The organism is Enterobacter sp. 168J2, assembly GCF_034107265.1.
Taxonomy (GTDB): domain Bacteria; phylum Pseudomonadota; class Gammaproteobacteria; order Enterobacterales; family Enterobacteriaceae; genus Enterobacter; species Enterobacter nematophilus.
The window spans coordinates 89,830-114,100 of the sequence record NZ_JAWNEB010000001.1; the positions used below are offsets into that span (position 1 = coordinate 89,830).

The following is a 24,271-nucleotide window of genomic DNA, read 5'->3' on the forward strand; positions in this document are numbered from 1 at the left end:
GCTTAGCCAACGACCAGATTGAGCAGTTTACCCGGTACGTAGATCGCTTTACGTAAGGTAACGCCCTCAAGATATTTCGCAACCAGAGGTTCCTGGCCCGCGCGCTCGCGGACCTGATCTTCGGTTGCATCGACCGCCACGGTAATTTTACCACGGACTTTGCCGTTGACCTGGACCACCACCAGCGTGGTGTTTTCTACCATCGCTGCTTCGTCAGCCACCGGCCACGGCGCGTTGTCGATATCGCCTTCGCCTTTCAGCTCCTGCCACAGGGTGAAGCTGACGTGTGGCGTGAACGGGTTAAGCATGCGAACCACGGCCAGCAGCGCTTCACGCATGATGGCACGATCCTGCTCGCCGTCCTGCGGGGCTTTCGCCAGCTTGTTCATCAGTTCCATAATAGCCGCAATTGCGGTATTGAAGGTCTGACGACGCCCAATATCATCGGTCACTTTCGCAATCGTTTTATGAACATCACGACGCAGCGCCTGCTGATCTTCGCTCAGCGCAGCGGCGTTCAGTGCCGGGGCATCACCCTGTGCGGTGTGTTCGTACACCAGTTTCCAGACGCGTTTCAGGAAGCGGTTCGCGCCTTCCACGCCGGATTCCTGCCACTCCAGCGTCATATCAGCCGGAGAAGCAAACATCATGAACAGACGCACGGTGTCAGCGCCGTAACGCTCAACCATCACCTGCGGGTCGATACCGTTGTTCTTAGACTTGGACATCTTGCTCATGCCGGTATAAACCAGTTCATGACCTTCAGCGTCTGTCGCCTTCACGATACGGCCTTTCTCGTCGCGCTCAACGATGGCATCAACCGGAGAAACCCAGTTGCGCTCGCCGTTCGCGCCAACGTAGTAGAAGGCGTCTGCCAGCACCATACCCTGGCACAGCAGCTGTTTAGCGGGCTCGTCAGAGTTCACCATGCCGGCATCGCGCATCAGCTTATGGAAGAAGCGGAAGTAGAGCAGGTGCATGATGGCGTGTTCGATACCACCAATATAGATATCTACCGGCAGCCAGTAGTTGGCGGCGTCAGAATCCAGCATGCCTTCTTTGTACTGCGGGCAGGTGTAGCGCGCGTAGTACCAGGACGACTCCATAAAGGTGTCAAAGGTATCGGTTTCACGCAGCGCAGGCTGGCCGTTGACGGTGGTTTTGGCCCACTCAGGATCGGCTTTGATCGGGCTGGTGATGCCATCCATAACCACGTCTTCCGGCAGGATCACCGGCAGCTGATCTTCAGGCGTTGGCATGACGGTGCCGTCTTCCAGGGTCACCATTGGAATTGGTGCACCCCAGTAACGCTGACGGGACACGCCCCAGTCGCGCAGACGGAAGTTCACTTTACGCTCGCCCACGCCCAGAGAGGCCAGCTTATCGGCGATGGCGTTGAAGCCCTCTTCGAAGCTCAGGCCGCTGAATTCGCCGGAGTTGAACAGGGTGCCTTTTTCGGTCAGCGCCTGCTCGGACAGGTCAGGTTCAGAACCGTCAGCCGCCAGGATTACAGGCTTGATGGTCAGGCCGTATTTGGTGGCAAACTCGTAGTCGCGCTGATCGTGGCCCGGCACGGCCATCACTGCGCCCGTACCGTACTCCATCAGCACAAAGTTCGCTGCCCAGACGGGGATGGCTTCACCCGTCAGCGGGTGGATTGCTTTGAAGCCGGTATCAACGCCTTTTTTCTCCATCGTCGCCATGTCGGCTTCGGCCACTTTGGTGTTGCGGCATTCGTCGATGAAGGTCGCCAGTTCCGGGTTGTTCTCTGCCGCTTTCTGCGCCAGCGGGTGACCTGCGGCCACGGCCAGATAGGTCGCACCCATGAAGGTATCCGGACGGGTGGTGTAGACGGTCAGGGTCTGGTCGTAGTTCTCAACGTTGAAGGTGATTTCCACGCCTTCAGAACGGCCGATCCAGTTGCGCTGCATGGTCTTAACGGTGTCCGGCCAGTGGTCCAGCGTATCCAGATCGTTCAGCAGTTCGTCAGCGTAAGCGGTGATTTTGATAAACCACTGCGGGATCTCTTTACGCTCAACTTTGGTGTCGCAGCGCCAGCAGCAGCCGTCGATAACCTGCTCGTTCGCCAGAACGGTCTGGTCATTCGGGCACCAGTTAACGGCAGAGGTCTTCTTGTATACCAGGCCTTTTTTGTACAGCTCGGTGAAGAACTTCTGCTCCCAGCGGTAGTATTCCGGGGTACAGGTCGCCAGCTCGCGGCTCCAGTCATAGCCGAAGCCCAGCATTTTGAGCTGGTTTTTCATGTACGCGATGTTGTCATACGTCCACGGTGCCGGAGCGGTATTGTTTTTAACCGCTGCGCCTTCTGCAGGCAGGCCGAACGCATCCCAGCCGATTGGCTGCAGAACGTTTTTGCCCAGCATGCGCTGGTAACGGGCGATCACATCACCGATGGTGTAGTTACGCACGTGGCCCATGTGTAGTCGACCAGAAGGATAGGGAAGCATCGACAGGCAGTAATACTTCTCTTTGCTCTCGTCTTCGGTTACTTCAAAGGTGCGCTTCTCGTCCCAGTGTTGCTGGACTTTTGATTCTATCTCTTCCGGGCGGTATTGCTCTTGCATGGCAGCCAGTGGTCCTGTGTTCAATACAGCTACAAAAATGTAGCCAATGGATGTGGTAATTCAGATCCGCATAGCATAGCCCAAACGCCCGCGTCAAAACAGCCTTTCGCGCAATTGCACTTTGCAGGAATTTACCGGGTCTGTGCTTCACCTGACAAAGCGGCGGCGAAATAAGGTCTATTATTAGAAATAGTTACTTACCCGGGAGGCAAAATGATGAACAAGGTTGCTCAATTTTACCGCGAACTGGTGGCGACACTGACGGAACGGCTGCGTAACGGCGAGCGCGATATTGACGCGCTGGTCGAACAGGCGCGTGAACGGGTGACGCAAACGGGTGAGTTAACGCGAACCGAAGTGGAAGAGGTGACGCGCGCCGTACGCCGCGATCTGGAAGAGTTCGCGCGCAGCTACGAAGAGAGCCAGGATGAGATTGCCGACAGCGTCTTTATGCGGGTGATCAAAGAGAGCCTGTGGCAGGAGCTGGCGGATATTACCGATAAAACCCAGCTGGAGTGGCGTGAGGTGTTCCAGGACTTGAACCACCACGGCGTCTACCAGAGCGGTGAAGTGGTGGGGCTGGGGAACCTGGTGTGCGAGAAGTGCCATCACCATATTGCGGTATACACGCCGGATGTGTTGCCGCTGTGTCCGAAGTGCGGGCACGATCAGTTCCAGCGTCGGCCATTTGAGCCATAATTAAAAGCGCAGATTTGTTCCCTCTCCCGGTGGGAGAGGGCCAGGGTGGGGACATCAGGCCGCAGAATAGTAAGCCAGCCTCTCCGCCAGTAAATCCACAAACGCCTCCCGGTCGATATCCACCATCAGCGTCGTATTCGGTTTATTCCCCGTTAGAGAATAGTAATCCACCACCGTCATCCCCTGGGTGTATTTCCCCTGCGTCTCTACGCCAACCCATCTGTTCACCGTGGTAAACATGTCAGGCTTCAGAAGCCAGGCGATGGTGCACGGGTCATGCAGCGGCGCGCCGTGGAAGCCCCATTTCTCGGTTTTGTGGTACTCCATAAAGAAATCGAGCAGCTCGGCTACGGTTGTCGCAACCGGGTTGCCCACGGCGCGGAAGCGTTCAATATCGTCCGCCATAATCTGCGCGCGGTGGGTAACATCCAGCCCCGCCATCACAATCGGTAAACCCGACTGGAAAACAATTTCCGCGGCTTCCGGGTCGACAAAGATGTTGAACTCCGCCGCAGGCGTCCAGTTCCCCAGCCCCATCGCGCCGCCCATAATCACAATACGGGCGATTTTACCGTGCAGTTCCGGATGGCTGTTCAGCAGCAGCGCAACGTTGGTTTGCGGTCCGGTGGCGACCAGCGTTACGGGTTCGGTGCTTTCACGCAGCACCTTCGCCATCAGCTCCACGGCGGTGCAGTTTTGCGGCGCAAAGCCCGGCTCCGGCAGTGCCGGACCGTCCAGCCCGCTTTCGCCATGAACGTTGTCGGCAATGATCAGCTCGCGCATCAGCGGCTTCACGGCTCCGCCGGCGACGGGAATATCGACGCGGTTAAGCAGCGTCAGCATGCGCAGCACGTTGTGCAGGGTTTTGTCCGGCGTTTGGTTTCCAGCGGACGAGGTGACGGCTTTTACGTCCAGTTCAGGGGAGGCAAGTGCGAGGACGAGCGCGATCGCGTCATCATGACCCGGATCGCAATCGAGAATAATTGGCTGTGCCATAGCGTTCTCCATACGTAGCGTTATTTTGTGACAAGGTTAACGCTGCGGTGTGACGCCGACGAGAGGAACTGAGTGAAAGCGTGAAGCAGTGCGCAATCCGCAGATTGCGCACCGGGAAGATTAGTGCAGGATTTTCGCGAGGAAATCTTTGGCGCGTTCGGATTTCGGGTTGGCGAAGAACTCTTCTTTCGGTGAGTCTTCGACAATTTTCCCTTCGTCCATGAAGATCACGCGGTTGGCCACTTTACGGGCGAAGCCCATTTCGTGCGTCACCACCATCATGGTCATCCCTTCGTGCGCCAGCTCGACCATCACGTCCAGCACTTCGTTGATCATTTCAGGATCGAGCGCCGACGTCGGCTCATCGAACAGCATCGCCACCGGATCCATGCACAGCGCACGCGCAATCGCCACACGCTGCTGCTGGCCGCCGGAAAGCTGTGCCGGGAACTTATCGGCATGCGCCGAAAGCCCAACGCGTTCCAGGAGCTTCAGCCCTTTCTCGCGCGACGCTTTTTTATCACGCTTAAGCACTTTGACCTGCGCCAGCGTCAGGTTCTCAATGATGGAGAGGTGAGGGAACAGCTCAAAATGCTGGAACACCATGCCGACGTGTGAGCGCAGCTGAGCAAGATTGGTTTTCTTGTCGTTCACTTTGGTACCGTTGACGACAATCTCACCCTGCTGCACCGGCTCCAGGCCGTTAACGGTTTTGATCAACGTCGACTTACCGGAGCCAGACGGTCCGCACACCACCACGACGTCGCCTTTTTTCACTTCGGTGGAGCAGTCGGTCAGCACCTGAAAGTGCCCATACCATTTAGAAACATTTTTCAGGGAAATCATTATACAGTCCTTTTCTTCAGCCAGCTGACCAACAGCGACGCGCTTAAACTAATCACAAAATAGACCGCACCCGCGAAGAGCACCATCTCGACCTGCGTACCATCACGTTCACCGATGGTCGACGCGGTACGGAAGAAGTCCGCCAGGCTCAGAACGTAAACCAGAGAGGTATCCTGGAACAGCACGATACCCTGGGTCAGCAGGAGCGGAACCATGGCGCGAAACGCCTGCGGCAGAATGATGAGCTGCATGGACTGCCAGTGCGTCATTCCCAGCGCCAGCGCGGCGCTGGACTGCCCACGGGAGATACTCTGGATACCCGCACGGATAATCTCTGAGTAGTAAGCGGCCTCAAACATCGAGAATGCCACCATCGCAGAGATCAGGCGGATATCGGTTTTCGGCGACAGCCCCAGCACGTTCTGTAAGAAGCCGGGAACAATCAGATAAAACCACAGCAGCACCATCACCAGCGGGATGGAGCGGAAGACGTTAACGTAGGCAGTCGCAAACCAGGCGAGCGGCTTAAAGCTCGACAGGCGCATGACGGCCAGCAGTGTGCCCCAGACGATACCCACGACGATAGCGATCGCGGTGATCTTTAAGGTAATCACCAGGCCATCGAGCAGGTAAGGCATGGATGGAACAATAGAACTCCAGTCAAATTCGTACATTATTTGCCCCCCAGATTGCCCGGCAGGCGTACTTTGCGTTCAACCAGGTTCATCACCAGCATGATGAAAGCGTTAATCAAAACATAGGCGAGCGTGATCGCGGTGAAGGATTCCCACGCGTGAGCGGAGTAATCCAGCAGCTTGCCCGCCTGTGCAGCCATATCCACCAGGCCGATGGTGGAGGCGATGGCCGAGTTTTTCACCAGGTTCATCATCTCAGAGGTCATCGGTGGAACGATAACGCGGTAGGCGTTAGGCAGCAGCACGTAGCGGTAGGTTTGTGGCAGGGTCAGGCCCATCGCCAGGCCCGCATTTTTTTGTCCGCGCGGCAATGACTGAATGGCGGCACGCACCTGCTCGCAAACGCGCGCAGCGGTAAACAGCCCCAGACACATCATAGAGGAGACAAAGAACTGCACGTTCGGATCCAGCTCCGACTTGAACCACATGCCAATATTTTCCGGCAGCAGTTCCGGGATGACCAGATACCAGGTAAAGAACTGCACGATGAGCGGAACGTTACGGAACAGTTCCACATACAGAGTGCCTATTGTTGAAAGGAAACGGTTAGGGACGGTGCGCAGAATACCGAACAAAGAACCGACAAGAAACGCGATAATCCACGCCGTTATCGATAATGCCACGGTAACCTGAAAGCCGCTCCACAGCCAGCCAAGATAGGTGGTGTTGCCGAACGGGGCTTGTTGCAGGAATATGCCCCAGTTCCAGTCTATTGACATAATAAACTCCAGAAAAAAGAGGGTAGCAGCGCTACCCTCGAAGATTGGTGAGAAGCTCATTTTTCGCGCTGAGTGGGGAACGACCACTCAGCGTATAGTCTGTCCATGCTTCCCGACAATCGAGAGGGCAGGAGATCCCGCCCCTGTTGTTCTAATTAGTTAAGAGCCTTGTCATTTGGAGATTTGAACAGCGCTTTCATGTCGTCAGACAGTTCAAAGTTCATATTGAGATTTTTTGGTGGAATCGGGTTCTTGAACCATTTGTCAAACCATTTTTCCGCTTCGCCGGAGGTCTGCACCTGAGCGATGGTGTCATCGATCAGCTTTTTGAACTGCGGATCGTCTTTACGCAGCATACAGCCGTAGGCTTCTTTAGACTGCGCGATACCGACGATATCCCAGTTGTCTGGTTTCTTCGCCTTCGCACGTTCGCCCGCCAGCAGGGCGTCATCCATCATAAATGCAACGGCACGACCGCTTTCCAGCGTACGGAAAGAGTCGCCATGGTCTTTCGCGCTGATGATGCGCATATCCATTTTCTTCTCGTCGTTCAGCTTGTGCAGCAGGACTTCAGAAGTGGTACCGGAGGTCACAACGACCGCTTTGCCTTTCAGGTCAGCAAAGTCTTTGATTGCGCCGCCCTTCTTGGTCAGCAGACGGGTGCCCACGACAAAGATGGTGTCAGAGAAGGCCGCCTGTTTTTGACGCTCGAGGTTGTTGGTGGTGGAGCCACACTCGAAGTCAAAGGTGCCGTTTTGCAGCAGTGGAATACGGTTCTGTGAAGTGATTGGGATCAGCTTCACCTGCAGGTCAGGTTTGTTCAGCTTTTTCTTCACAGCTTCAACGATAGCGTTGGAGTAATCCTGTGAATAGCCCACGACTTTTTGCGTGTTGTCGTAGTAAGAGAACGGGACGGAAGATTCACGGTGGCCGACCACGATGACGCCGTTTTTGGCAATCTTGTCGAGAGTGCTGCCTGCTGCCGGAGCGTCTTCAGCGTGAACCACGCCTGCGGACATTCCCATAACCAGCATTGCTGTGGCCAGTTTACGTAATTGCATACCCAACTCCTTTCTTATCAGCGCCAGTGACGCATTGATACCCATTGTGATGTTGTTATATCTCGCGCAATGCGAGTGCAGTGTTATGCAAGCTTGTTAACATTTAGTCTGGCTTAATGTAAAGATTTTGCTGCGTTATTGTTTATTTTTGCGAAGCGCGCCGCACCATTCAGAGGCAATAATCTCCCGTTGCACCGTTTCGGTGCTACCGACGATCTACGCTGGTGCGACAAGGTTGCACGTTAAGCCAAACTGCGTTTGCGTGAATAAACAAAGCAATAGGCGTGCCAGGATTTCCCCTCTCCCTGGAAGGGAGAGGGGAAAAGGCGGAGCGGGAAATTGAAATGTGTACAGGATTCTTCCCTCTCCCATATGGGGAGAGGGCCAGGTGAGGGGTAAGATTATTTCCGACGCTGACGAAGGCTCATCAGCACAGCCCCAAAGCCGAACAGCGCGGTCAGGATCCACAGCGGCCAGTTGCCGGTGCGGGCGTACGGCGTCAGCCCCGTGGTTGGCGTGACGTGAGTGGTCAACACTTCGCGCGTAAACTGCGGGATCATGGCCTGGATTTCACCCTGCGGACCAATCACCGCGGTGATGCCGTTGTTGGTGCTGCGCAGCAGCGGGCGCGCCAGCTCCAGGGAACGCATGCGCGCCATCTGGAAGTGCTGCCACGGGCCGATAGACTTCCCGAACCACGCATCGTTGGAGATGGTCAGCAGATAGTCGGTATCCGGACGGAAGTTATCCCGTACCTGCTCGCCGAGGATAATTTCGTAGCAGATAGCGGCCGTCAGGGCCAGACCGTGCGCGTGCAGCTGGGGCTGAACGTACGGGCCGCGGCTGAAGGAGGACATCGGCAGGTCAAAGAACGGTGCCAGCGGACGCAGGATCGACTCCAGCGGCACAAATTCACCGAACGGCACCAGGTGGTTCTTATTGTACCGGTCGGTGGAGTGGTAGCTGTATTCGCTGTCTTTGCCGAGCGTAATAATGGTGTTGTAGGTGTCGTAGCGGTTCTGCTGGTTCAGACGCGCATCAACAATGCCGGTAATCAGCGTGCTGCCGCGCGCCACCAGCAGGTCGTTCATCATGTTCAGGAACGGCTGCTGGTTAATTTCCAGATCGGGAATAGCGGATTCCGGCCAGATAATCAGCTGCGATTTACCCATCACCTCTTCGGTAGCGTTGGCGTAGATCTTCAGCGTGTTCAGCAGCTCTTTTTCGTCCCACTTCATGGACTGCGGGATATTCCCCTGCACCATGGAAACCTGCATGGCGCGCTCGGGCTCGGGCGTGAACCACTGGATATAGCGCAGCGGGAAGGGCAGGGCGAACAGCACCAGCGCAGCAACCAGCGGCTTCCAGCCGCGCGTGACCAGCGCCAGCACCAGCAGGCCGCTCACCACCATCAGCAGGAAGTTAATCGCTTCAACGCCCATGACCGGCGCCAGCCCTTTTAGCGGGCCGTCAATCTGGCTGTAGCCGAACTGCAGCCACGGGAAGCCGGTCAGTACCCAGCCGCGAAGGAACTCGGTAATCTGCCAGACAACCGGCGCGCCAATGGCGACGCGCAGCCAGGTGGTTTTAGGCCACAGGCGAGAGAGAATGCCGGCGAACAGACCGGTATAGAGCGAGAGATAGGCGGCGAGCAGGACGACCAGGAAGACGTTCACCGGGCCCGGCATCCCGCCAAACTGGGCGATGCTGACGTAGACCCAGTTAATCCCGGAACCAAACAGCCCCAGCCCCCAGAAGTAGCCGATCGCAGCGGCCTGTACCGGACGACGATTCAGGGTTAATCCCTGAAGCCCCATCAGGGAGAGAATGGCCGCGGGCCAGATATCGTAAGGAGAAAAAGCCAGCGTACCGCTGGCTCCGAGTAACAGCGCCAGCAGCAAACGGACGCGCTGGCGTTCAAGCAATGGGGCAAATGCCATTTACATTAATCTTCCAGTTTTGGCACCGGTGAATCGTCCGGCGTTCTGACGTGAACCTGTATAATACGTCTGCTGTCGGCCATTGCCACTTTGAACTGGTAACCGTCGATGTCAACGGTCTCACCGCGCGCCGGAAGATGGCCAAAGGCCTGCATCACCAGCCCGCCAATGGTATCGACCTCTTCATCGCTGAAGTGGGTACCGAAGGCGTCGTTGAAGTCCTCAATCGAGGCCAGCGCGCGCACGGTCCAGGTGTGGCGGCTGAGCTGACGGAAGTCGATATCCTCTTCTTCGTCGTACTCGTCTTCAATTTCGCCCACGATCAGCTCAAGAATATCTTCGATCGTGACAAGACCTGAGACGCCGCCGAATTCATCAATAACAATCGCCATGTGGTAACGCTGAGAGCGAAACTCTTTCAGCATCCGATCCACACGTTTACTTTCCGGCACAACCACGGCCTGGCGTAACACTTTTTCCATGCTGAAGGCTTCGGCATCGCTGCGCATAAACGGCAGCAGATCTTTGGCCATCAAAATCCCTTCGATGTGATCTTTATCTTCGCTGATGACCGGAAAACGCGAGTGGGCGGATTCGATGATCACATCGAGGCACTCGTCCAGCGTCTGGTTACGTTTCAGGGTGATCATCTGCGAGCGGGGGATCATGATATCGCGGACGCGCTGGTCGGCGATGTCCATAACCCCTTCGAGCATTTCGCGCGTGTCTTCGTCGATAAGGTCGTTCTGCCCGGAATCACGAATCAGCTCCAGCAGTTCATCACGGTTTTTCGGTTCGCCGTGGAAAAGCTGGTTCAGAATGAGGGAGAAAAATCCCTTTTTACTGGTTGTCGTGTCGCTACTGTGTGAATTGTCGTCGCTCATGGCGTTTGTTAAGGGTTCTCTTGTTAGTTCAACGTTAACCGCCGCGCTATGTCCCTGCGCGGCGGCATGGTAGTCAGTAACTGACTATTCTTTCTCGGCAATGTACGGATCCTCATAGCCCAGAGCAAGCATTATCTCTGTCTCAAGGGACTCCATCTCTTCCGCTTCGTCATCTTCAATGTGGTCGTAGCCCAACAGGTGCAGGCTGCCGTGTACCACCATGTGCGCCCAGTGGGCTTCCAGCGGTTTTTGCTGCTCTTTGGCTTCCTGTTCCACCACCTGACGGCAGATGATCAGATCGCCCAATAGCGGCATCTCAATGCCCGGCGGCGCTTCGAACGGGAAAGAGAGCACGTTGGTCGGCTTATCTTTCCCGCGGTAGGTCAGGTTAAGCTCATGGCTTTCCGCTTCATCCACCAGGCGAATCGTGACTTCAGATTCTTCCTGAAACTGGGGGATTACCGCATCCAGCCATTTCTGAAACTGTGCCTCTTCTGGCATGCCGGAATTGTCTTCACACGCCAGCTGTAAATCGAGGATCACCTGACTCATTTCTGTTCTTGCTCCTGAGCTTCGCGCTTACGTTCCGCGGCCTGTTCGGCCCTGCGTTTTTGATCCGCCTCTTCCCAGGCTTCATAGGCGTTAACGATGCGCGCGACCACCGGGTGGCGTACCACGTCTTCACTGTGGAAGAAGTTAAAGCTGATTTCGTCTACCTCCGACAGCACCTCAATGGCGTGACGCAGGCCGGACTTGGTGCTGCGCGGCAGGTCGATCTGGGTGACATCGCCGGTAATGACCGCTTTCGAGTTAAAGCCAATACGCGTCAGGAACATTTTCATCTGTTCGATGGTGGTATTCTGGCTTTCATCGAGAATGATGAACGCGTCGTTGAGCGTGCGGCCACGCATGTAGGCGAGCGGGGCAACTTCGATCACGTTACGCTCGATCAGCTTCTCAACTTTCTCGAAGCCGAGCATCTCGAACAGCGCGTCGTACAGCGGGCGCAGGTAAGGGTCGACCTTCTGGCTGAGATCGCCGGGCAGGAAACCGAGTTTTTCACCCGCTTCAACGGCAGGGCGGGTCAGCAGGATGCGACGGATCTCCTGACGCTCCAGCGCATCCACCGCAGCGGCAACCGCCAGATAGGTTTTACCCGTACCCGCCGGACCCACGCCGAAGGTGATGTCATGGTCAAGAATATTGGCGATGTACTGCGCCTGGTTCGGCGTACGCGGCTTAATGACGCCACGCTTGGTCTTGATATTGATCGCCTTACCGTAGTCCGGCACGCTTTCCGCGCTCTGCTCAAGCACGCGCGCCTCTTTAATGGCGAGGTGGATCTGTTCCGGCTCAATATCCTGAATTTCGCCGCGCATCGGGGCGGTATCGACATACAGGCTGCGCAGAATATCTGCCGCCGCGTTGACGCAGATAGGGCGTCCGGTGAGTTTGAAATGGTTATCGCGACGATTGATTTCGATACCCAGACGTCGCTCCAGTTGTTTGATGTTGTCATCAAACGGCCCGCACAGGCTCAGCAGGCGAGCGTTGTCTGCGGGCTCAAGGCTAATTTCACGCGTATCTATGTTCAAACTGTTCCTCTTTGAGTAGTTAACTGACTCGCCGCCACACGGCGTAATAAAACGGTCATTACCGAAATTATTCACGCCACAGAATAAAGGCGCAAGCGTTGCGGAAGATATTGGGGACGATGAGAGGAAATACAAGGCCTGCCGGACAGGCAGGCCTGAAGGATCACGGCTGGTAGATGCCCACGCCGGAGTCGTTCACTTTGCGGGTGCGAGAGATAACGGATTCAGGCGTCTCCGCAATGCGCAGGCCCATTTCGTCCTCGGTGCGTACCACCTTCGCGCGCAGCGAGTTGGTCAGCACTTCGACAATCTCGACATCCACAAATTTACCGATCATGTCCGGGGTACCTTCAAAGTTCACCACGCGGTTATTTTCGGTTCGACCAGACAGCTCCATGATGCTCTTGCGGGAGGTGCCTTCCACCAGAATGCGCTGAACGGTGCCGAGCATACGGCGGCTCCAGGCATTGGCCTGCTGGTTGATACGCTCCTGCAGAATATACAGACGCTGCTTTTTCTCCTCTTCCGGCACATCGTCAACCATGTCGGCCGCTGGTGTTCCAGGACGCGCTGAGAAGATGAAGCTGTAGCTGACGTCGAAATTCACTTCACCGATGAGCTTCATGGTGCGCTCGAAGTCATCAGCGGTTTCGCCAGGGAAGCCGACGATAAAGTCTGAGCTAATTTGAATATCCGGGCGCGCTTCACGCAGCTTGCGGATGGTGGATTTGTACTCCAGCACCGTATGCGGACGGCCCATCAGGTTCAGTACGCGGTCAGAGCCGCACTGAATCGGCAGGTGCAGGAAGCTCACCAGCTCAGGGGTATCGCGATACACGTCAATGATGTCGTCGGTAAACTCCATCGGATGGCTGGTGGTAAAGCGGATGCGGTCGATGCCGTCAATCGCCGCCACCAGGCGCAGCAGTTCGGCAAAGCTGCCGGTGGTACCGTCGTAGTTCTCGCCGCGCCACGCGTTAACGTTCTGGCCCAGCAGGTTCACTTCGCGGACGCCCTGCGCGGCAAGCTGCGCAATTTCAAACAGAATGTCGTCCGCCGGGCGGCTGACCTCTTCACCACGGGTGTAAGGCACCACGCAGTAGGTACAGTATTTGTTGCAGCCTTCCATGATCGAGACGAAGGCGGTCGGGCCATCGGCGCGCGGCTCTGGCAGACGGTCAAACTTTTCGATCTCCGGGAAGCTGACGTCAACGACCGGGCTACGGTTGCCGCGAACCTGATTGATCATCTCCGGCAGGCGGTGCAGGGTCTGAGGGCCAAAGACGATATCCACATACGGGGCTCTCTGGCGGATAAGCTTACCTTCCTGCGACGCGACGCAGCCACCGACACCGATGATCAGGTCCGGATTTTTCCGTTTCAGAAGCTTCCAGCGGCCTAACACATGAAAGACTTTTTCCTGTGCTTTTTCACGAATTGAACAGGTGTTCAGCAGCAGCACATCGGCTTCTTTCGCATTTTCAGTCAGCTGGTATCCGTGGGTGGTATCCAGCAGATCGGCCATCTTGGATGAATCGTATTCGTTCATCTGACAGCCCCAGGTTTTTATATGGAGTTTTTTAGTCATCGACTTGCTCAGCTCAGGATTGCAAGCCGCGTATTGTAATGCTTTGGTGGGGTTGTGACCAGTATGAAGGTTGTGTGTCTCATGACCGCAAAAATCCGGTAAACTTAAGGGATTCTCCAATAAGGAAAATTGACCATGACACTCCAACACACCGAAGTTGCCGTTGTCGGCGGCGGTATGGTCGGCGGCGCGCTGGCGCTGGGGCTGGCGCAGCAGGGATTTGAGGTAACGGTAATTGAGCAGTCGGCACCGCCGACATTCGATCCCGCCAGCAAACCGGACGTGCGCATTTCCGCCATCAGCGCGGCGTCCGTCGATCTGCTGCGCGGTCTGGGCGTCTGGGAGGCGGTGCAGGCGATGCGCGCGCACCCTTACAGCCGCCTTGAAACCTGGGAGTGGGAAAATGCCCACGTGTCATTTGACGCCGCCGAGCTGAAGCTGCCGCGCCTGGGCTATATGGTGGAAAACAGCGTGCTCCAGCTGGCGCTATGGCAGGCGCTGGAGGCTCATCCGAAGGTGACGCTGCGTATGCCTGCGTCACTTAAGGCACTGCATCCTCATGAAAGCGGCTATTTGCTGACGCTCGAAAGCGGCGATGAACTGGCCGTGAAGTTGGTCGTCGGGGCGGACGGCGCTAACTCGCAGGTCAGAGAGATGGCGGGTATTGGGGTTCATGCCTGGCAATATCAGCAGTCCTGCATGCTAATTACCGTTCAGTGTGAGGATGCGCCGGGCGAAAGCACCTGGCAGCACTTTACCCCGAACGGTCCGCACGCGTTTTTACCGCTCTTCGATAACTGGGCGTCGCTGGTGTGGTACGACAAGCCAGCGCGCATTCGCCAGCTGCAGGGGCTGAGTATGGAGCAATTGCAGCGGGAAATCCTGCAGCACTTCCCGAGCCGCTTAGGTCACATCACGCCGGTGGCGGCAGGCGCATTCCCGCTCACGCGCCGTCATGCATTGCAATATGCCCGCGAAGGTTTAGCGCTGGTGGGTGATGCGGCGCACACCATCCACCCGCTGGCGGGGCAGGGAGTCAACCTTGGATACCGTGACGTCGATGCGTTACTGGTCGTGCTGGGCAACGCACGCGCTCATGCGGAAGCCTGGGCCAGCCATCAGGTGCTGAAGCGCTATCAGACGCGCCGTATGGCGGATAACTTCATCATGCAGTCGGGGATGGATCTGTTCTATGCCGGTTTCAGCAATGACCTGGCCCCGGTGCGCATTCTGCGTAACATTGGATTGATGGCAGCGGAACGTGCCGGCGGTTTGAAGCGTCAGGCCCTGAAATACGCCCTCGGACTCTAATCTTTATTCCCTCTCCCCGTGGGAGAGGGTTAGGGTGAGGGCATCAGGCACAAAAAAGCCCGCAGAGCGGGCTTTTTTGTTTTAAGTGGCTGGGGTGCAGGGATTCGAACCCCGGAATGCTGGTATCAGAAACCAGAGCCTTACCGCTTGGCGACACCCCAATTGCGTTAAACGGACTGCTTAACGACTTTTTAAATTGGCTGGGGTACGAGGATTCGAACCTCGGAATGCCGGAATCAGAATCCGGTGCCTTACCGCTTGGCGATACCCCAACAATTTTTTATTACCGAAACAAATCGATAATCTTAATTTGGTGGCTACGACGGGATTCGAACCTGTGACCCCATCATTATGAGTGATGTGCTCTAACCAACTGAGCTACGTAGCCAGTACTGCAGTCTTCGATGGCTGGGGTACCTGGATTCGAACCAGGGAATGCCGGTATCAAAAACCGGTGCCTTACCGCTTGGCGATACCCCATCCGTGCAACGCTTACCCGGGAATGGTGCGGGAGGCGAGACTTGAACTCGCACACCTTGCGGCGCCAGAACCTAAATCTGGTGCGTCTACCAATTTCGCCACTCCCGCAAAAAGATGGTGGCTACGACGGGATTCGAACCTGTGACCCCATCATTATGAGTGATGTGCTCTAACCAACTGAGCTACGTAGCCATCTTTTTTTCGCGTTACCTTATCGGCGTTGCGGGGCGCATTATGCGTATAGACCCTTGCAGCGTCAACACCTTTTTCAACGAAAATAGCCGGAATGTGACTGTTTGGTTAGGTTGCGAACAGCGTGGCCGAATATTCGGCAATTATTGGTTATTAATCGGTTTTTGCCGGTGAAATGTGAGGCAAAAAAAACAGGCCCCTGAGGGGCCTGTTTGAAATCGTTGTGATTATTTGTAGGCGGACTGGTGGACGCCTACCGCACGTCCTGATGGATCGTTCATCGCCTTGAAAGATTCATCCCATTCAATGGCCTTCGCGGAGGAACAGGCCACTGACGGACCGCCTGGAACACATTCGGCTGCGCTCGGCACCGGGAACAGCTCTTCAAAGATCTCACGGTAGAGGTACGCTTCTTTCGAGCCCGGCGTGTTGTACGGGAAGCGGAAGCTTGCGGTTTCCAGCTGCTGGTCAGAAATCTGTTTTGCCGCTACCTCTTTCAGGGTGTCGATCCAGCTGTAGCCAACGCCATCAGAGAACTGCTCTTTCTGACGCCATGCCACGCTCGCCGGCAGGTAAGATTCAAAACATTCACGCAGGATATGTTTTTCCATTTTGCCGTTGCCGCACATCTTGTCCTGCGGGTTGATGCGCATCGCCACGTCGAGGAATTTCTTATCCAGGAACGGCACGCGCGCTTCCACGCCCCAGGCCGACATCGCTTTGTTGGCACGTGCACAGTCGAACATGTGCAGCGCCTGCAGCTTACGCACGGTCTCTTCATGCAGCTCTTTGGCGTTTGGCGCTTTGTGGAAGTAGAGGTAGCCGCCAAACACTTCGTCAGACCCTTCACCGGAGAGCACCATCTTGATGCCCATCGCTTTGATCTTACGCGACATCAGGTACATCGGCGTGGAGGCGCGAATGGTGGTCACGTCATAGGTCTCAATGTGATAGATCACATCGCGGATCGCATCCAGACCTTCCTGCACGGTGAAGTGAATTTCATGGTGCACGGTGCCGAGGTGGTTCGCCACTTCCTGCGCGGCTTTCAGGTCAGGTGCCCCTTCCAGGCCCACGGCAAAGGAGTGCAGCTGCGGCCACCAGGCCTCGGAACGCTCCTGATCTTCCACGCGGCGGGCCGCGAATTTCTTGGTGATCGCGGAGATCACGGAGGAGTCCAGACCGCCGGAGAGCAGTACGCCGTAAGGCACGTCTGACATCAGGTGGCTTTTCACGGAATCTTCCAGCGCCTGACGCAGCTCGGCTTTATCCGTCACGTTGTCTTTAACCGCGTCATAATCGAACCAGTCGCGCTGATAGTACGGACGGATTTCACCGTCTTTACTCCACAGATAGCTGCCCGCCGGGAACTCTTTAATGGTGCGGCAGACCGGAACCAGGGCTTTCATTTCGGACGCGACATAGAAGTTGCCGTGTTCATCGTGGCCCATGTACAGCGGAATAATGCCGATGTGGTCACGGCCAATCAGGTAAGCGTCTTTTTCGCTGTCGTACAGGGCGAAGGCGAACATGCCCTGCAGGTCGTCCAGGAACTCAGGCCCTTTCTCCTGATACAGCGCCAGGATCACTTCACAGTCAGAACCGGTCTGGAACGCGTAGCGGTCGCCGTATTCGGCGCGCAGCGCCTGGTGGTTGTAGATTTCACCGTTGACAGCCAGCGCGTGCGTTTTTTTCTCGTTATACAGCGGCTGTGCACCGGCGTTGACGTCAACAATAGACAGACGTTCGTGAGCCAGAATCGCTTTTTCGCTGGCGTAAACGCCTGACCAGTCCGGGCCGCGATGGCGCATCAGGCGGGACAGTTCGAGTGCCTTTTTACGCAGTTCGCCCGCGTCAGTTTTAATATCCAGTACGCCAAAAATTGAACACATAACCTTCTCCGTTAACCCTGTTGCATTGTGATGTCGCTTGCTTATGAAAATGCCGCAAAAGGGGGAGGGGGCGCAAGCGTTTTACGGGCTAAAGCGGAAATAGTGCAATAGTGATTGCGGAATAGTGAAAAAAGAGTATGTCACTCATCCTTTTATTGATGATTATGCAATGAAACACGCTTTTTGTTAGATGGGGTTTTGTTTGTATGGGCCGAAAATGAAAAACCACGCCCTGAAGCGTGGTTCTGAATCATATAACGTCGATTTCGTCGACGGAGGGGTATATCCAGCTTGGGCGGAACGGCATCGTATCAATATCATCAAGCTGAGAGACGCCAGACAGCACCAGAATGGTTTCAAGCCCCGCCTGGAAGCCGGCCAGAATATCGGTGCGCAGGTTGTCGCCAACAATGACGGTTTCTTCTGAGTGTGCCTGCATCGTATTCAGCGCGGCGCGGATGATCCACGGGCTCGGTTTGCCGACAACAAACGGCTTACGGCCCGAGATTTTCTCGATACCGGCGCAGAGCGCGCCGCAGGCCGGATAGAAACCACGGCCGTGCGTATCCGGGTTGGTGGCGATAAAGCGCGCGCCGCTGGCGACAAAGTAGGCAGCTTTATGCATCATCTCCCAGTTAAAGGAGCGCGTTTCACCGACGATCACAAAGTCCGGGTTCACGTCGGTAATAGTGAAGCCTGCTTTATAAAGCTCGTGGATCAGCGCGCCTTCACCGACAACGTAAGCTTTTTTTCCTTCCTGACGCTTCAGAAAATCCGCCGTTGCCATTGCCGAGGTATAAAACACGCTGTCCGGCACGTCGACGCCTGCGGTGGCAAAGCGGTTCGCCAGATCCTGACCGGTTTGGGAAGGGTAGTTCGTGAGCAGAACCAGTGGCATTCCTTTGTCGATGATGCGGTGAAGAAACTCCGCAGCACCCGGCACGGCAACGTTGTCGTGCATCAGCACGCCGTCGATATCACAAATTACATTCTTAATGGTCATGGACAGTCCGACATCAAAAAAAGAAGGCGTTACTATAAGGTCCGATCAGGATTCCAGCAAATGCTGGAGCAGGATCCCGTTGAGCATGGCGCGCTTGACCAGCGCAAACGCGCCAATTGCCGAGCGATGGTCAAGCTTCGAACGCACCACCGGGAGGTTCTGGCGGAATGCTTTCAGCGCCTGGGTGTTAATACAGCCTTCAATGGCGGGCAGCAGCACCTTTTCCGCTTCAACAATCTCTCCGGCGATCACCACTTTCTGCGGGTTAAACAGGTTAATGGCGATGGCGATGGTTTTCCCCAGATGACGTCCTACCTGCTCGATTACCTCACAGGCCAGCGCGTCGCCTTTATTGGCGGCTTTGCAGATGGTGCCTATCTTGCAATCGTCCAGCGTGACGCGGCTTTGATAACCCTGCTCAAGCAGGTGACGGACGCGCTGCTCGATGGCCGTGTTGGCGGCGATGGTTTCAAGGCAGCCGAAGTTGCCGCAGTGGCAGCGTTCGCCGAGCGGTTCAACCTGAATGTGGCCAATCTCGCCGACGTTACCGTTTCGACCAATGAAAATACGGCCATTGGAGATAATGCCTGCGCCCGTACCGCGGTGTACGCGCACCAGAATAGAGTCTTCACAGTCCTGACTCGCACCAAAGTAGTGCTCAGCCAGCGCTAAAGATCGAATATCGTGGCCGACAAAGCAGGTCACCTTAAAGCGTTTCTCCAGCGCGTCGACCAGGGCCCAGTTCTCAACCTGAATATGCGGCATGTATCGGATCACACCGCTTTCCGGGTCGACCAGGCCTGGCAGAATGACGGAGATGGCGATGAGCTCGCGGATCTTGCGCTGACAGCTTTCAATAAAGTGCGCGATGGTATTCAGCAGCGCGTGTTCCAGCGTCTCCTGGGTGCGCTCGGGCAGCGGGTAGTGCTCTTCCGCAATGGCTTTGCTGCTCAGATCGTAGAGCGTGAGCGTGGTGTCATGACGACCAAGCCGGACGCCAATGGCCTGGAAGTTGCGGGTTTCGGTAATAATGGAGATGGCGCGGCGGCCCCCGGTGGAGGCCTGCTGATCGACTTCTTTGATCAAACCGCGCTCAATGAGCTGGCGGGTAATTTTTGTCACGCTGGCGGGAGCAAGCTGGCTTTGTTCGGCTATCTGGATCCGCGAGATTGGACCGTGTTGGTCAATCAGGCGATAAACCGCCGCACTGTTAAGTTGTTTAACGAGATCGACATTACCGATTTGAGCTTGTCCGCCTGGTGTCATACTTTTACTTACTCAGTGACGACCTCGTTACCATTAACGATGGTCTTAATAATTTTATAATCGTGTGTGAATGCCGTCAGGTTTGCAACCATACCTGGTGCAATTCCGCCGAGCTGTTTATCCACGCCTATGGCGCGAGCCGGATAAAGGGTGGCCATACGCAGGACTTCATCAAGCGCAATCCCGCAATGTTCAACCAGGTTACGCACCCCTTCAATCATGGTTAAAGAGGAGCCACTCAGCGTACCGTTTTCATCCACACACAGTCCATTGCGGTAGTATATTGTTTTACCGGCAAAAATGAACTGCTCAATATTTGCACCTGCTGGCGCGGTGGCATCGGTGACCAGGCAGAGCTTGTCGCCTTTCAGCCGCTTGGCGTTGCGAATGTTGGTGTAATCAACGTGCATGCCATCAGCGATAATGCCGCAGTAGACGTCTGGTTCGTCGAAAATCGCCCCGACCAGACCCGGTTCACGGCCGGTAATATACGGCATGGCGTTGTAAAGGTGCGTGGCAAAGGTAATACCCGCGCGGAAGCCCGCTTTGGCTTCTTTCAGCGTGGCGTTTGAGTGGCCTGCTGAAACCACAATCCCGGCGGCAGCCAGTTTGCTGATGACATCCGTACCGGTCATTTCAGGCGCCAGCGTCACTTTGGTGATGACATCAGCGTTGGCACACATGTAGTCGACCAGTTCATCATCCGGCTTGCGCACGTAATCCGGGTTATGCGTGCCTTTCTTCACTATGTTCAGCCACGGCCCTTCAAGGTGCAGACCCAGCGCCTGGTTCGGGTATTTGGCCAGGTATTCGCGCATCACATGGATACCCTGTTTCATCAGGTCATCACTGCTGGTGATGAGCGTCGGCAGATAGCTGGTGCAGCCTGATTTCTCGTTAGCTTTCTGCATGATTTCCAGCGTTTCAACCGTCACCGCCTCGGCGGTATCATTGAACTGCACACCGCCGCAGCCGTTCAGCTGTACGTCGATGAAACCGGGGGAGATTACTGCTCCATTGAGTGAGCGCTGTTCAATCTCCGGCGGCAGCTCTGCCAGCGGACAAACACGTTCAATCAGGCCATTGGCGATAACAATCGCATGGTCATCCAGAATTTCATGGCCGGTATAAATCCGACCGTGGGTTAAAGCGTACATAACGACCCCCGGTTAAAAAAAGCGGCCGCCTCTTATGGAAGAGGCGGTTATTCAATTACAGACCTTTGATGTTCTCTGCTTCTAACTCGTTGAAGTATTTCAGCGTTTTCACCTTCAGCTCCATCGTGGACGGTTCGTCGCAGACAATGACTGATTTTGGATGCAGCTGCAGGCAGCTGATGGTCCACATGTGGTTAACGTTGCCTTCAACGGCAGCCTGGAGCGCCTGCGCTTTCACGCCGCCCAGCACCAGAATCATCACTTCTTCGGCATCCAGCAGGGTGCCTACGCCAACGGTCAGGGCGTATTTTGGAACCTGGTTCACGTCACCGTCAAAGAAGCGGGAGTTTGCCACGCGGGTGTCATGGGTCAGCGTTTTAATGCGAGTACGGGAAGCCAGAGAAGAGGCTGGTTCGTTGAACGCGATATGACCATCGTTGCCCACGCCACCCATGAACAGGTGGATTTTACCGTAAGAACGGATTTTTTCTTCGTACTGACGGCATTCTGCGTCAATATCAGGCGCATTTCCATTCAGCAGGTTAATATTTTCAGCTGGGATATCAACGTGATCAAAGAAATTGCGGTGCATGAAGCTATGGTAGCTTTCTGGATGCTCTTTTGGCAGGCCAACATATTCGTCCATGTTGAAGGTCACAACATGTTTAAAGCTAACCTGGCCCGCTTTGTGCATTTCAACCAGCGCTTTGTACGCGGTCAGTGGAGTACCACCGGTTGGAAGGCCAAGAACGAAGGGACGATCGGCAGTAGGCTTGAAGGCATTAATACGGTTAACGATATGGCGAGCGGCCCATTTACCGACTTGTTCAGCAGTTGCCAGGGGAATCAGTCTCATTGTTCACCTCAAAGTTTAAGTAGAAGAGTGGGCGGATGGGTATCGGAACCTGATGCTTAAGCGTAACCTGGAACCTTTCAGGCCGGATCAATCCGTCTCGATTTTTTGAATGATAAAATAAGTTTTGACTGTTAGCCAGTGAAAGGGAGGGGTGATTACGATATTTGGTGACAAAAATCACAAAAAATGGGTGTTTAATTTGCGATACGAATTAATTTTTCACACACTCACAATGCCAGTGAATCATCAACTGTATTAATAGTTAGTGACACAATAAAAACACAGCAGAGAACGTGCCTGAAACGGGGTCTCATAGGGGGAAGAAAGTGAGTATTCTAGGTTATTTACAGAAGGTTGGCCGCGCGCTTATGGTGCCGGTCGCCACGCTGCCGGCGGCAGCGATATTAATGGGTGTCGGTTACTGGATTGACCCGGTAGGCTGGGGTGGAGACAACGCATTAGCGGCGTTCTTCATTAAATCCGGTTCCGCCATCATCGACAACATGTCCGTGCTGTTTGCCATTGGTGTGGCTTACGGTATGTCCAAAGATAAAGACGGTGCTGCGGCGCTGACCGGTTTCGTGGGCTTCCTGGTGCTGACCACGCTCTGTTCTCCGGCTGCGGTTTCCATGATCCAGAAGATCCCGGCGGACCAGGTTCCAGCCGCGTTCGGTAAGATCAGCAACCAGTTCGTGGGTATTCTCGTCGGTATTATCTCTGCGGAACTGTACAACCGCTTCAGCAGCGTTGAGCTGCCAAAAGCGCTGTCTTTCTTCAGCGGTCGCCGTCTGGTGCCAATCCTGACCTCTTTTGTGATGATCTTCGTTGCGTTCATCCTGATGTACATCTGGCCGGTTATCTTCGACGGTCTGGTTAACTTCGGTGAACACATTCAGAAGCTGGGTTCCGTCGGTGCGGGCGTATACGCGTTCTTCAACCGTCTGCTGATCCCGGTCGGTCTGCACCACGCGCTGAACTCCGTATTCTGGTTCGACGTTGCCGGTATTAACGATATTCCTAACTTCCTGGGTGGCGCACAGTCCATCGAAGCAGGTAAAGCGGTGGTAGGTATCACCGGTCGTTACCAGGCGGGCTTCTTCCCAATCATGATGTTCGGCCTGCCGGGTGCAGCGCTGGCTATCTACCACTGCGCGCGTCCTGAAAACAAAGCGAAAGTGCTGGGTATCATGATGGCAGGTGCGTTCGCTGCCTTCTTCACTGGTATCACCGAGCCGCTGGAATTCTCCTTCATGTTCGTTGCGCCGGTTCTGTATGTGATCCACGCTGTGCTGACCGGTATCTCCGTGTTCATCGCTGCAAGCATGCAGTGGATTGCCGGTTTCGGCTTCAGCGCCGGTCTGGTGGATATGGTGTTGTCGTCCCGTAACCCGCTGGCGACCCACTGGTGGATGCTGATCCCACAAGGTCTGGTGTTCTTCGTTATCTACTACGTGGTGTTCCGCTTCACCATCACCAAATTCAACCTGATGACCCCGGGTCGCGAGCTGGCTGTGGCCGGTAGCGAAGCGGATGGTCAGGATGTGAACGTGAGCGGCGGTCAGGAGCAGGACGTTTCTGGCCTGGCGCGTCAGTACATCGCCGCTGTGGGTGGTTCTGACAACCTGACCGGTATCGACGCCTGTATCACTCGTCTGCGTCTGAACGTGAAAGACTCCTCTCTGGTGAACGAAGCGCTGGCAAAACGTCTGGGTGCTTCTGGCGTTATCCGCCTGAACAAAACCAGCGTGCAGATTATCGTTGGCTTCGTGGCTGAGAAAATTGCCAACGCCATGAAAACCACCGGCCCGGTAGCCGCAGCAGAAGCTTCTGCCGCACCTGCCGCTGCGCCAGCGGCTGCAAAACCGCAGGCGGTGCCAAACGCGGTGACCATCGCTGCGCTGGTTTCTCCTGTCACCGGTGAAGTGGTTGCGCTTGAGCAGGTGCCTGACGAAGCGTTTGCCAGCAAAGCGGTCGGTGACGGCGTGGCGGTGAAACCAACGGACAAAACCGTTGTATCTCCTGCGGCCGGTACCATCGTGAAAATCTTCAACACCAACCACGCGTTCTGCCTCGAAACCGAAAAAGGCGCGGAGATCGTTGTCCATATGGGTATCGATACCGTTGCGCTGAACGGTCAGGGCTTTACTCGCCTGGTGGAAGAGGGTGCCGAAGTGGTGGCAGGTCAGCCGATTCTGGAAATGGATCTGGACTTCCTGAACGCCAACGCGCGCTCGATGATTAGCCCGGTCGTGTGCAGCAACATCGACGACTTCAGCGGTCTGGTTCTCCAGGCAAAAGATCAGGTGGTTGCGGGTCAAACACCACTGTACGAGATTAAAGGCAAGTAATCGCTCCTGAGTAGAGTCATGCCTTAAGCGGCGGGGGATATCCTCCGCCGCTTTTTTTTGCAGCAAACGCCCCCATTATTTTCATCTGATACGTATTTTCCGTAACTAAGGGTTGTCACTACGACCCGCTTATAAGATCATACGCCGTTATACGTTGT

Annotated in this window: 19 protein-coding genes and 6 tRNA genes; 3 read left to right on the forward strand and 22 right to left on the reverse strand. The window is 55.4% G+C overall.

Going from position 1 to position 24,271, the window contains the following annotated elements; genetic code table 11:
- Positions 1 to 2: 2 nt before the first annotated feature.
- Positions 3 to 2,585 (reverse strand): leucine--tRNA ligase, encoded by a 2,583-nt coding sequence (gene leuS, locus USG84_RS00435; RefSeq protein WP_151412733.1) that lies wholly within the window; start codon positions 2,583 to 2,585, stop codon positions 3 to 5.
- A 216-nt stretch (positions 2,586 to 2,801) separates the two neighbouring features.
- Here leuS and USG84_RS00440 point away from each other — a divergent pair, with 216 nt between their 5' ends.
- A complete protein-coding gene (locus tag USG84_RS00440) occupies positions 2,802 to 3,284 on the forward strand; it encodes a zinc ribbon-containing protein (RefSeq protein WP_028012343.1) in 483 nt (160 codons plus the stop codon).
- A gap of 54 nt (positions 3,285 to 3,338) precedes the next feature.
- Here the strand turns inward: USG84_RS00440 and rihA are convergent, their stop codons facing one another.
- From rihA to miaB, 10 genes are all read right to left on the reverse strand, one after another.
- Positions 3,339 to 4,280: a pyrimidine-specific ribonucleoside hydrolase RihA gene (rihA, locus tag USG84_RS00445; protein ID WP_151412734.1), complete on the reverse strand. Its 942-nt coding sequence runs from the start codon at positions 4,278 to 4,280 to the stop codon at positions 3,339 to 3,341.
- 120 nt (positions 4,281 to 4,400) lie between these two features.
- On the reverse strand, positions 4,401 to 5,126 hold the full coding sequence (locus USG84_RS00450; protein ID WP_014883001.1) for an amino acid ABC transporter ATP-binding protein: 726 nt from the start codon (positions 5,124 to 5,126) through the stop codon (positions 4,401 to 4,403).
- Positions 5,126 to 5,800, reverse strand: coding sequence for a glutamate/aspartate ABC transporter permease GltK (gene gltK / locus USG84_RS00455; RefSeq protein ID WP_028012346.1), 675 nt, complete (start codon positions 5,798 to 5,800; stop codon positions 5,126 to 5,128). Before gltK ends, USG84_RS00450 begins: the two co-directional genes overlap by 1 nt.
- Complete coding sequence (locus USG84_RS00460) at positions 5,800 to 6,540, reverse strand: amino acid ABC transporter permease (RefSeq protein ID WP_028012347.1); 741 nt, start codon at positions 6,538 to 6,540, stop codon at positions 5,800 to 5,802. The genes gltK and USG84_RS00460 overlap by 1 nt, the downstream gene beginning before the upstream one ends.
- A gap of 155 nt (positions 6,541 to 6,695) precedes the next feature.
- On the reverse strand, positions 6,696 to 7,601 hold the full coding sequence (locus tag USG84_RS00465; RefSeq protein ID WP_151412735.1) for an amino acid ABC transporter substrate-binding protein: 906 nt from the start codon (positions 7,599 to 7,601) through the stop codon (positions 6,696 to 6,698).
- Positions 7,602 to 8,002: 401 nt separating this feature from the next.
- The gene (lnt, locus tag USG84_RS00470; protein ID WP_151412737.1) at positions 8,003 to 9,541 is read right to left on the reverse strand and encodes an apolipoprotein N-acyltransferase; all 1,539 of its coding nucleotides are present in this window, start codon (positions 9,539 to 9,541) and stop codon (positions 8,003 to 8,005) included.
- 5 nt (positions 9,542 to 9,546) lie between these two features.
- Positions 9,547 to 10,425 carry a CNNM family magnesium/cobalt transport protein CorC gene (corC, locus tag USG84_RS00475; protein ID WP_021242574.1) on the reverse strand — a complete coding sequence of 293 codons (879 nt, stop codon included), beginning with the start codon at positions 10,423 to 10,425 and terminating at the stop codon, positions 9,547 to 9,549.
- A gap of 84 nt (positions 10,426 to 10,509) precedes the next feature.
- Positions 10,510 to 10,977 carry an rRNA maturation RNase YbeY gene (ybeY, locus tag USG84_RS00480; protein ID WP_003858677.1) on the reverse strand — a complete coding sequence of 156 codons (468 nt, stop codon included), beginning with the start codon at positions 10,975 to 10,977 and terminating at the stop codon, positions 10,510 to 10,512.
- Positions 10,974 to 12,020, reverse strand: coding sequence for a PhoH family protein (locus USG84_RS00485; protein WP_028012349.1), 1,047 nt, complete (start codon positions 12,018 to 12,020; stop codon positions 10,974 to 10,976). Before USG84_RS00485 ends, ybeY begins: the two co-directional genes overlap by 4 nt.
- 163 nt (positions 12,021 to 12,183) lie before the next feature.
- Positions 12,184 to 13,608: a tRNA (N6-isopentenyl adenosine(37)-C2)-methylthiotransferase MiaB gene (miaB, locus tag USG84_RS00490; RefSeq protein ID WP_059357943.1), complete on the reverse strand. Its 1,425-nt coding sequence runs from the start codon at positions 13,606 to 13,608 to the stop codon at positions 12,184 to 12,186.
- A gap of 135 nt (positions 13,609 to 13,743) precedes the next feature.
- Here miaB and ubiF point away from each other — a divergent pair, with 135 nt between their 5' ends.
- Complete coding sequence (ubiF, locus tag USG84_RS00495) at positions 13,744 to 14,919, forward strand: 3-demethoxyubiquinol 3-hydroxylase (protein ID WP_151412738.1); 1,176 nt, start codon at positions 13,744 to 13,746, stop codon at positions 14,917 to 14,919.
- An 86-nt stretch (positions 14,920 to 15,005) separates the two neighbouring features.
- On the opposite strand, the gene USG84_RS00500 is transcribed toward ubiF, so the two are convergent.
- From USG84_RS00500 to nagB, 11 genes are all read right to left on the reverse strand, one after another.
- Positions 15,006 to 15,080: transfer RNA gene (locus tag USG84_RS00500), tRNA-Gln, on the reverse strand.
- 36 nt (positions 15,081 to 15,116) lie between these two features.
- Positions 15,117 to 15,191: transfer RNA gene (locus USG84_RS00505), tRNA-Gln, on the reverse strand.
- A gap of 39 nt (positions 15,192 to 15,230) precedes the next feature.
- Positions 15,231 to 15,307 (reverse strand) — tRNA-Met (locus USG84_RS00510).
- A gap of 17 nt (positions 15,308 to 15,324) precedes the next feature.
- Positions 15,325 to 15,399, reverse strand: a tRNA-Gln gene (locus USG84_RS00515).
- A gap of 23 nt (positions 15,400 to 15,422) precedes the next feature.
- Positions 15,423 to 15,507, reverse strand: a tRNA-Leu gene (locus USG84_RS00520).
- Positions 15,508 to 15,514: 7 nt separating this feature from the next.
- Positions 15,515 to 15,591, reverse strand: a tRNA-Met gene (locus USG84_RS00525).
- A gap of 227 nt (positions 15,592 to 15,818) precedes the next feature.
- Positions 15,819 to 17,483 carry an asparagine synthase B gene (gene asnB / locus USG84_RS00530; RefSeq protein ID WP_253541214.1) on the reverse strand — a complete coding sequence of 555 codons (1,665 nt, stop codon included), beginning with the start codon at positions 17,481 to 17,483 and terminating at the stop codon, positions 15,819 to 15,821.
- Between the two features lie 250 nt (positions 17,484 to 17,733).
- The gene (nagD, locus tag USG84_RS00535; protein ID WP_061098871.1) at positions 17,734 to 18,486 is read right to left on the reverse strand and encodes a ribonucleotide monophosphatase NagD; all 753 of its coding nucleotides are present in this window, start codon (positions 18,484 to 18,486) and stop codon (positions 17,734 to 17,736) included.
- Between the two features lie 45 nt (positions 18,487 to 18,531).
- Positions 18,532 to 19,752, reverse strand: coding sequence for a DNA-binding transcriptional regulator NagC (gene nagC, locus USG84_RS00540; RefSeq protein WP_028012354.1), 1,221 nt, complete (start codon positions 19,750 to 19,752; stop codon positions 18,532 to 18,534).
- Positions 19,753 to 19,760: 8 nt separating this feature from the next.
- The gene (gene nagA, locus USG84_RS00545; protein ID WP_253541217.1) at positions 19,761 to 20,909 is read right to left on the reverse strand and encodes an N-acetylglucosamine-6-phosphate deacetylase; all 1,149 of its coding nucleotides are present in this window, start codon (positions 20,907 to 20,909) and stop codon (positions 19,761 to 19,763) included.
- A 55-nt stretch (positions 20,910 to 20,964) separates the two neighbouring features.
- The gene (nagB, locus tag USG84_RS00550) at positions 20,965 to 21,765 is read right to left on the reverse strand and encodes a glucosamine-6-phosphate deaminase (RefSeq protein ID WP_028012356.1); all 801 of its coding nucleotides are present in this window, start codon (positions 21,763 to 21,765) and stop codon (positions 20,965 to 20,967) included.
- 326 nt (positions 21,766 to 22,091) lie between these two features.
- Between nagB and nagE the strand changes: the two genes are divergently transcribed.
- A complete protein-coding gene (gene nagE, locus USG84_RS00555; RefSeq protein WP_253541220.1) occupies positions 22,092 to 24,113 on the forward strand; it encodes an N-acetylglucosamine-specific PTS transporter subunit IIBC in 2,022 nt (673 codons plus the stop codon).
- The last annotated feature ends 158 nt before the right edge of the window (positions 24,114 to 24,271 follow it).

What these genes read in the sequence shown, in the direction of transcription:
- leuS (WP_151412733.1), bottom strand. Translation starts at nt 2,585, where the DNA reads ATGCAAGAGCAATACCGCCCGGAAGAGATAGAATCAAAAGTCCAGCAA.
- USG84_RS00440 (WP_028012343.1), top strand. Translation starts at nt 2,802, where the DNA reads ATGAACAAGGTTGCTCAATTTTACCGCGAACTGGTGGCGACACTGACG.
- rihA (WP_151412734.1), bottom strand. Translation starts at nt 4,280, where the DNA reads ATGGCACAGCCAATTATTCTCGATTGCGATCCGGGTCATGATGACGCG.
- USG84_RS00450 (WP_014883001.1), bottom strand. Translation starts at nt 5,126, where the DNA reads ATGATTTCCCTGAAAAATGTTTCTAAATGGTATGGGCACTTTCAGGTG.
- gltK (WP_028012346.1), bottom strand. Translation starts at nt 5,800, where the DNA reads ATGTACGAATTTGACTGGAGTTCTATTGTTCCATCCATGCCTTACCTG.
- USG84_RS00460 (WP_028012347.1), bottom strand. Translation starts at nt 6,540, where the DNA reads ATGTCAATAGACTGGAACTGGGGCATATTCCTGCAACAAGCCCCGTTC.
- USG84_RS00465 (WP_151412735.1), bottom strand. Translation starts at nt 7,601, where the DNA reads ATGCAATTACGTAAACTGGCCACAGCAATGCTGGTTATGGGAATGTCC.
- lnt (WP_151412737.1), bottom strand. Translation starts at nt 9,541, where the DNA reads ATGGCATTTGCCCCATTGCTTGAACGCCAGCGCGTCCGTTTGCTGCTG.
- corC (WP_021242574.1), bottom strand. Translation starts at nt 10,425, where the DNA reads ATGAGCGACGACAATTCACACAGTAGCGACACGACAACCAGTAAAAAG.
- ybeY (WP_003858677.1), bottom strand. Translation starts at nt 10,977, where the DNA reads ATGAGTCAGGTGATCCTCGATTTACAGCTGGCGTGTGAAGACAATTCC.
- miaB (WP_059357943.1), bottom strand. Translation starts at nt 13,608, where the DNA reads ATGACTAAAAAACTCCATATAAAAACCTGGGGCTGTCAGATGAACGAA.
- ubiF (WP_151412738.1), top strand. Translation starts at nt 13,744, where the DNA reads ATGACACTCCAACACACCGAAGTTGCCGTTGTCGGCGGCGGTATGGTC.
- asnB (WP_253541214.1), bottom strand. Translation starts at nt 17,483, where the DNA reads ATGTGTTCAATTTTTGGCGTACTGGATATTAAAACTGACGCGGGCGAA.
- nagD (WP_061098871.1), bottom strand. Translation starts at nt 18,486, where the DNA reads ATGACCATTAAGAATGTAATTTGTGATATCGACGGCGTGCTGATGCAC.
- nagC (WP_028012354.1), bottom strand. Translation starts at nt 19,752, where the DNA reads ATGACACCAGGCGGACAAGCTCAAATCGGTAATGTCGATCTCGTTAAA.
- nagA (WP_253541217.1), bottom strand. Translation starts at nt 20,909, where the DNA reads ATGTACGCTTTAACCCACGGTCGGATTTATACCGGCCATGAAATTCTG.
- nagB (WP_028012356.1), bottom strand. Translation starts at nt 21,765, where the DNA reads ATGAGACTGATTCCCCTGGCAACTGCTGAACAAGTCGGTAAATGGGCC.